Raw genomic sequence first — 5,507 nt, 5'->3', positions numbered from 1 at the left:
GCTAAGCCCTTCAGCGCCGATGGTACTGCACTGGTGACGGTGTGGGAGAGTAGGACGCAGCCGGACAAACATTCACAAGAAGCCCCCCAGCGAGTCGCTGGGGGGCTTCTTGCATTCCCGGGGAGAGCGCGCATTCCTCCCCGGGCACTGTCATTCCTGGGGGAGTGCACACATGACGAAGGGGCCCGCCGAGCTGGCGGGCCCCCTTCGTCGGTGGTGGTCAGTCAGATGCCGGCTTGGCCATCCCGTCCTTGATGAGGTTCATGACGGACGAGTCGGCGAGGGTGGTGACATCACCGATCTCGCGGTTCTCTGCCACGTCCTTGAGCAGGCGGCGCATGATCTTGCCCGAGCGCGTCTTGGGCAGCTCGTCGACGATCATCACCTGACGCGGCTTGGCGATCGGGCCGATCTGCTCGCCGACGTGCCCACGCAGCTCCTGGGCGAGGTCGTCACCCTCGGCACCGCCGGAGCCGTCGCCGTCCTGACGCAGGATGACGAAGGCGACGACGGCCTGGCCGGTCGTCTCGTCGCTCGCGCCCACGACGGCGGCCTCGGCCACCCGGGGGTGGGAGACGAGGGCAGACTCGATCTCGGCCGTCGAGAGCCGGTGGCCGGAGACGTTCATGACGTCGTCGACCCGACCGAGGATCCAGATGTTGCCCTTGTCGTCGTACTTCGCGCCGTCGCCGGCGAAGTAGTACTCGGGACCGAAGCGGCTCCAGTAGGTGTCCTTGTAGCGTTCCGGGTCGCCCCAGATGCCACGGAGCATCGACGGCCAGGGCTTGGTGAGCACGAGGTAGCCGACCTTCTCGGGCTCGGTGAGCGGCTGGCCCTCGTCGTCGAGGATCTCGGCGCTGATGCCCGGGATGGGGTGCTGGGAGCTGCCGGGTTCGAGGGTCGTGACGCCGGGGAGCGGCGAGTTCATGATCGCGCCGGTCTCCGTCTGCCACCACGTGTCGACGATCGGGGCGCTACCCCCGCCGATGTGGTCGCGGTACCAGCGCCAGGCCTCCGGGTTGATCGGCTCGCCGACCGAGCCGAGCACGCGGATGGACGACAGGTCGTACTTCTCCGGGATGTCCGCGCCCCACTTCATGAAGGTGCGGATCGCCGTCGGGGCGGTGTAGAGGATGCTGACGCCGTACTTCTGGATGATCTCCCAGAAGATGCCCTGGTGCGGGCTGTCGGGGGTGCCCTCGAAGAGCACCTGGGTCGCGCCGTTGGCCAGCGGACCGTAGACGATGTAGCTGTGACCGGTCACCCAGCCGATGTCGGCCGTGCACCAGTAGACGTCGGTCTCGGGGTGCACGTCGTGGACGACGGCATTGGTGTAGGCCGCCTGGGTGAGGTAGCCGCCGGTCGTGTGCAGGATCCCCTTCGGCTTACCGGTCGTGCCGGAGGTGTAGAGGATGAAGAGCGGGTGCTCGCTGTCGTGCGGCTGCGCCTCGTGCTCGTCGGACGCGGAGTCGACGACGTCGTGCCACCACACGTCACGCTCGTCGTCCCAGGTGACGTCGATGCCGGTGCGCTGGACGACGAGGACCTTGCCCGCGGTCGTGCCGGGGACGCGCGGTCGACGGCGTCCTTGAGCGGCATGGCCTTGCCCTTGCGGAACTGGCCGTCGGAGGTGATGACGACCTTCGCCTCACCGTCCTCGATGCGCGCCTTGAGGGCGTCGGAGGAGAAGCCGCCGAAGACGACGGAGTGCGGCGCGCCGATGCGAGCGCAGGCGAGCATCGCGATGACGGCCTCGGCGATCATCGGCATGTAGATGGCGACGCGGTCCCCCTTCGCCACACCGAGGGAGGTGAGGGCATTGGCCGCCTTGCACACCTCTCGCTGGAGGTCGGCATAGGTGATGGTGCGGTCGTCGCCGTTGGCGCCGACGACGTGCAGCGCGACGCGATCGCCGTTGCCGGCCTCGACGTGGCGGTCGACGCAGTTGTAGGCGGCGTTGAGCTCACCGCCGATGAACCACTTGGCGAAGGGAGCATCGCTCCAGTCGAGCGTGGTGTCGAAGTCCGTGCTCCACGTGACGTACTCCCGGGCCCTCGCGGCCCAGAAGGCCTCGTGGTCCTCGGCCTCGTCGTAGAGCGAGGCCTTGCCCACGGCCTGCTCGGTGAACTCGGGGGTGGGGGCGTAGTCCGTCACATGTCCTCCTCGTTGAGTGGGTCCGCGCGCCCTCGCGCGGACCTGTGTCCACCTCCTACCTTCTCCCGCCGTGGCGACGAGCACAACGGCGGGGGGTGGTGCATCGCCGGGCGAGGGGAGGGGCACGACGAGCGGTCCGACTGCGGCCACCTGCCGACGAGCGGCTCACGCAGCAGGTGGGCACAGTGCTCAGGGCGCGGCGGACCTAGGCGGTTCGATTCTGGGCAGTCTGCCCAGCGTGTCGGCGATCTGTGGTGCAGACAGCGCAGGTCTGCGACGGTTGGCTGATCACAAGGAGGTGGTTGACGTGTTCACCGAGGGACAGCTGTACTCACCTGTCACCGAGCACGAGGACGGGACCGTCGAGGTCCACCTGGCCGACACGCACCCGGGTCGCGAGGACCGCGAGTACCTGCGGCGAAGGGGGGAGATCGCCGGCGCCGCGCTGGGCTGGGACCGAGGACGCGACCCCGTCCCGACCATCGCCTACACCGAGGCCGAGCACGAGATCTGGCGTCGGGTGAGCGCCGAGCTCGCCCCGCTGCACGAGCGTCATGCCCACCGTGAGTACCTCGAGGCCAAGGCCCGCCTCGACCTGCCGACCGACCACGTGCCCCAGCTCGCCGAGGTGAGCGAGCGACTCGTACCGCTCACCGGCTGGTCCTACGTCTGTGCGCCGGGGCTGGTCCCCCTTCGTGACTTCTATGCCGACCTCGGGTCCCGCACCTTCAACTCCACGCAGTACCTGCGGCACGGCTCGCAGCCGCTCTACACGCCGGAGCCGGACATCATCCACGAGGTCATCGGCCACGCCAACCAGCTCGCCAGCACGCGACTGGCGGCGATCACCGAGGCCGCGGGCCAGGCCTCGCTGCGCCTGCAGACCGACGAGGCCATGAAGTTCGTGGCGGACGTCTTCTGGTTCTCGATCGAGTTCGGGGTGATGCACGAGGGGAGCGACCTCAAGGCCTACGGTGCCGGGATCCTGTCGAGCTTCGGTGAGATCCAGGAGTTCGGCCACATGGAGATCCGCGAGCTCGACCTGGCCGACATGGGCACGCTCAACTACGACATCACGGTCTACCAGCCGGTGCTCTTCGCGGCCCGCTCGATGGACCATCTCGAGGACGTCGTCGGCGACTTCTTCGTGACAGTCGACGACGAGAAGGCCGCCGCGCTGCGGCGAGCGGCCGAGCAGCGAGGACTCGTGCCGGCCGCCACGTGACCGGTCAGCCGGCGCCGCCGTGTGCCTCGATGCCTGAGACGAGGATGCGCAGACCGGTGCCGAAGTCAGTCGGCTCGCGCTCGGCGGTGAGGATCCCAGAGCGCGCGGCCTGCTCGTGCGACTGCTCGTCGTAGGCGTGCCCGTAGACGAAGTGCAGCAGCGTGCGTGCGGCGGTCGGTGCCACGGCCGGGGAGATGCCGGCATCGCGCAGCAGCAGGCACAGCTCGTCGAAGGGCGCCTGCCCGCCCATCCCGAAGGCCCACATGCTCATCACCAGGTCCGCCCCGTCGGGGTAGGCGGTGACCGCGGCGTGCAGCTGCGCGCAGCGCTCCTGTACCCGCTCCTGCCAGGGAGCGTCGCCCGCTGTCGGCGGGCGGGGCGCGCGCGCGATGATCTCGTCAGCGACGGCCCCGAGCACCGCCTGTTTGTTGGCGAAGTGGTGGTAGAGCGCGCTCTGCTGCACCCCGAGCTCGGTTCCGATGGCGCGCATCGTCAGGTCGGGCAGGCCGACCCGGGAGAGCAGGCTCAGGGCCGTGGCGACGATCCGTTCGTGCGAGAGCGGCTCCTGGCGGGTCCGTCGCGTGGGCGGCACGGGCGCTCCCTTCGAAGCGGGTCGAGATCGGGGGTCCAGTTGACCACACGTCGTCGGCGCCACTAACCTGAACGCCGTTCACCTGAGTGAACGGCGTTCATCCAACGAGGGGATTCGGCAACATGACCACGGCACCGGCCACCCGGGCCGCCACGGCGAGCACCGACCTGGCCCTCGTCTCATCCCTCGCCGCTCTGATCGCGGTGTGCTCGATCCTGCCCGCTGTCAACCTCTCGGTCTTCGCGCCGATCACCTTGCAGACCTTCGGGGTGCTCCTCGCGGGCGCCGTCCTCGGAGCCCGGCGCGGCGCTCTCGCTGTCCTCCTGTGGATCCTCATCGGGATGATCGGACTCCCCGTCTTCGCCAATGGCAAGGCCGGGCTGCCGGTGCTCGTCGGCCCGACCGGTGGGTACATCCTCGGTTTCGTCGTCGGGGCGGCGATCATCGGGACCGTGGCCACGGTCGCCGTCCGACGCGCCGGCCGCGGGACGGCGTGGGTGCTCACAGCGGGAGGGCTGCTCGCGCTCGTGGTCGTCCACGCCGCCGGCATCGTCGGCCTGCACCTGCGCGCGGGACTCGGGTGGCATGCGGCCGCGACCGTCGACGGTGCCTTCTGGATCGGCGACCTGATCAAGCTGGCCGCGACCGTCCTCGTCGCGGGCGCGGTGCACCGCGCCTTCCCCGACCTGCTGCGTCGCCGCGCCTGATGGCGCGCATCGAGCTCGACCGGGTCACGGTCCGCCGGCCCACGGCGACCGGCGACCTGCTCGTGCTCGACGAGACGAGCCTCCTCGTCAGCGAGGCGCGTGTGGCGCTCATCGGCCCCAACGGCGCCGGGAAGTCGACCCTGGCCCGCCTCGTCAACGGTCTCGTCACCGCCACGACGGGTGCCGTGCACGTCGACGGTGTCGATGTCGCGCGCCGCGGCCGCGAGGTCCGGCGTCGGGTGGCCTTCACCTTCACCGACCCGCACGCACAGCTCGTCATGCCGACGGTCGCCGAGGACGTTGCCTTGTCGCTGAGGGCCGCACGGCCCGACCGGCGGGGCCGCGACGCGGCCGTGGTCGAGGTGCTCGAGCAGCACGGTCTGGCCGACCTGGCCCACCGCAGCGTCCACGCCCTCTCCGGTGGGCAGGCCCAGCTGCTCGCCCTGGCGAGCGCCCTTGCCACCGGTCCGGACGTCCTCGTCGCCGACGAGCCGACGACGCTGCTCGACCTGGCAGCCTCCCGACGCGTCGGTGACCTGCTCATGGGGCTGCCGCAGCAGGTCGTGCTCGTCACCCACGACCTCGAGCTCGCCGGCCGGTGCGACCGGGCGGTCCTCGTCGACGGGGGCCGGGTCGTGGCCGGATGGTCCCGCGGCCGAAGTCGTCCATCACTACCGCGCCCGGGTGGCGGCATGCTGCTGACGGCCCACCGCCCCGGGACCTCGCTCGTCCACCGGCTCCCGGCGGGCGCCAAGCTCAGCCTGCTCGCCGCCGCCGGCGTCGGGGCTGGCCCCTTCGCGGATGGCTGGCCGTCGGCTGGCCTCGCCGT

At 70.4% G+C, this 5,507-nt stretch carries 4 protein-coding genes and 1 pseudogene; 3 read left to right on the top strand and 2 right to left on the bottom strand.

The annotated features are described in order from the left end of the window. Positions 1-220: 220 nt before the first annotated feature. Positions 221-2,154: pseudogene (gene acs, locus AC2W7J_RS15465) on the bottom strand (acetate--CoA ligase). Between the two features lie 307 nt (positions 2,155-2,461). On the opposite strand from acs, the gene AC2W7J_RS15460 reads away from it, so the two are divergent. Continuing rightward, positions 2,462-3,379, top strand: coding sequence for a phenylalanine 4-monooxygenase (locus AC2W7J_RS15460; protein ID WP_485983473.1), 918 nt, complete (start codon positions 2,462-2,464; stop codon positions 3,377-3,379). A 4-nt stretch (positions 3,380-3,383) separates the two neighbouring features. Here AC2W7J_RS15460 and AC2W7J_RS15455 read toward each other — a convergent pair whose 3' ends face one another. Beyond that, the gene (locus tag AC2W7J_RS15455; protein ID WP_255184380.1) at positions 3,384-3,971 is read right to left on the bottom strand and encodes a TetR/AcrR family transcriptional regulator C-terminal domain-containing protein; all 588 of its coding nucleotides are present in this window, start codon (positions 3,969-3,971) and stop codon (positions 3,384-3,386) included. Positions 3,972-4,093: 122 nt separating this feature from the next. On the opposite strand from AC2W7J_RS15455, the gene AC2W7J_RS15450 reads away from it, so the two are divergent. Further along, positions 4,094-4,678: a biotin transporter BioY gene (locus tag AC2W7J_RS15450; RefSeq protein WP_255184379.1), complete on the top strand. Its 585-nt coding sequence runs from the start codon at positions 4,094-4,096 to the stop codon at positions 4,676-4,678. Then, the coding region (locus AC2W7J_RS15445) for an energy-coupling factor ABC transporter ATP-binding protein (protein ID WP_485983471.1) at positions 4,678-5,507 on the top strand (830 nt) is incomplete at its 3' end. The genes AC2W7J_RS15450 and AC2W7J_RS15445, both read left to right, overlap by 1 nt.

It is taken from the genome of Janibacter sp. CFPM2_SD2 (assembly GCF_057364645.1).
Note: the sequence above shows the minus strand (reverse complement) of the source record. Positions and strands in the feature narration are given on the sequence as shown.